2 protein-coding genes are annotated in these 1,839 nt (G+C 64.3%); one reads left to right on the top strand and one right to left on the bottom strand.

The window, feature by feature from the left end; translation table 11 throughout:
- Positions 1-77 precede the first annotated feature (77 nt).
- Positions 78-251, bottom strand: a complete 174-nt coding sequence (locus tag ACFV5H_RS37785) for a hypothetical protein (protein ID WP_385199185.1) — start codon at positions 249-251, stop codon at positions 78-80.
- 545 nt (positions 252-796) lie between these two features.
- Between ACFV5H_RS37785 and ACFV5H_RS37780 the strand changes: the two genes are divergently transcribed.
- Positions 797-1,765 carry a hypothetical protein gene (locus ACFV5H_RS37780; RefSeq protein ID WP_385199183.1) on the top strand — a complete coding sequence of 323 codons (969 nt, stop codon included), beginning with the start codon at positions 797-799 and terminating at the stop codon, positions 1,763-1,765.
- Positions 1,766-1,839: the final 74 nt, after the last annotated feature.

Here is a 1,839-nt window from a genome sequence, read left to right as displayed (position 1 = left end):
TGGTGATCTTGGTCGTGAACCCGTCTACCAGGAGCTTTCTTCATGCCCGCCGCCGGGGTCACCCGCCCAACCACCCGTCAGGTTGGAAACGGCTCCCTGTAGAGGTTGTTCTTCAGGTCCTTCTCGAAGTCGGCAATACTCTGCTCGTCCACGCCCGGTGCTCCCTTGTTAGCCCTGTCTTCCTCCCATGCTTCCTTGACTTCCCACTTAGAAATCTCAAACGGTTTGGCCTGCGACTTCAACTGGTCCACCGAACTCCTCCCGGACACCGTCCGGTTGATGCGATCAACTCAGTCACGAACGACCCGGCCCCTTCGCTCCACCCCCATTACAGGGGCTTCTCCACTACTACGAGCCGGTCCGCCGGCGCGTCCCGCATCGGTACTCAGCCCCTTCACGACGCAGCCGCTCGGGGTGCTCCCTCTCGCCCGCCCCTACCAGGGCGGGCCGTATCGGCACGCGCCTTCTCCTGTTCCACATGACCGCGGCAGATCAGGTTCACGTCGTCTCCATGCCGGACACCGCCTGGCCAGTCGGCGGGCTCCCGCCAGGCTTATCCCGGGGCGGTTCCAAGCTCCCCGGTTTTGATGTCGTCGGAATCTTTCGACACGTCAGCAACGATTCACTTGCGTTCGTCTCCCTGATCCCCACCTGACGCCTCTTGGACGCCTTTTCCTCATCGCTCACCACGACAGTCTTCGGCTAACGCGGCATGAGGCGGTTTGAAGCCTCCCCCCCGCAGGGCGGCTCCGAAGGGCCAATCCTTCATCGGTCACACAGCACTGCTTCAAGAAACTTGTCCTACATCGAATTCCCCTCTGCATTCAGGAAACACTGGAACAAGATTGAGCACCGGCTGTTCTCCCACATCACCATGAACTGGCGCGGCAGGCCCCTGACCAGCTATGAAGTCGTCGTCAACAGCATCGCCGCGACACGCACCCGTACCGGCCTGCGCGTTCACGCCGAGCTGGACACCGGTGCCTACCCGGTGGGCACCTCCGTCACCCGCGACCACCTGCGCTCGCTGCCGATCACACCCCATGACCAGCACGGATCCTGGAACTACACGATCACCGCCGCCGGTGCCGAGGACGACAGCCAGGTCAGCCCCAGCGATCGAGACCGCACCAGGGCGCAGGTCCTCACAATGCTCACCGACCCCCGCTTGAGCGGCATGACCGCATCGGAACTGGACACGCTGCGCGACCAGTTGGCCCCCGCACAAGCCGCCCAGGCCGAACAACGCAAGTTCCAGCAGCGCGGCAGCCGACGGCTGCAGGCCCCCGGAGCCCACGGCAGACCCCTGCTCTCGAACGCCGATCGCGTCCTGATCACCGTGATCTACTTGCGCCGCGTCTGTTCCCAGAAGGTCCTGGTCGATCTGCTGGCCATCAACGCGGTCACCATCGGCAAGGTCATCGGTGAGACCCGCACACTCATGGACGCACAGAAGATCACCGTCACACAGACCGCGCACTACTTCTCCTCCGCCCGGGAACTGCGCGACTGGGCGGAAGGCGGCGCGACCACCAGCCGAATGGAACTCTCCCAGGCCCTGTCCCACCCCACCCTCACCGGCATGCCCCGACCAGACCTCCAGGCACTGGTCGACCGGATCACCTTGCCCTACCAGGCCGCCCTCGAAGAACGCCGGCATCGCCAGCGCGGCGGTGACCGGCGACCCGGAACCCGCGGCGGCCTCTTCCGCCAAAAGATCACCGACGCCGACCGAATCCTGGCAACTGAGCCGTTTCCAACCTGACGGGTGGTTGGGCGGGTGACCCCGGCGGCGGGCATGAAGAAAGCTCCTGGTAGACGGGTTCACGACCAAGATCA

This window comes from Streptomyces sp. NPDC059787 (assembly GCF_042732315.1).
In the GTDB taxonomy this organism is placed as follows: Bacteria; Actinomycetota; Actinomycetes; order Streptomycetales; family Streptomycetaceae; genus Streptomyces; species Streptomyces atrovirens.
The sequence above is the reverse complement of the archived record's forward strand: the minus strand, read 5'-3'. Positions and strand labels throughout refer to the sequence as shown.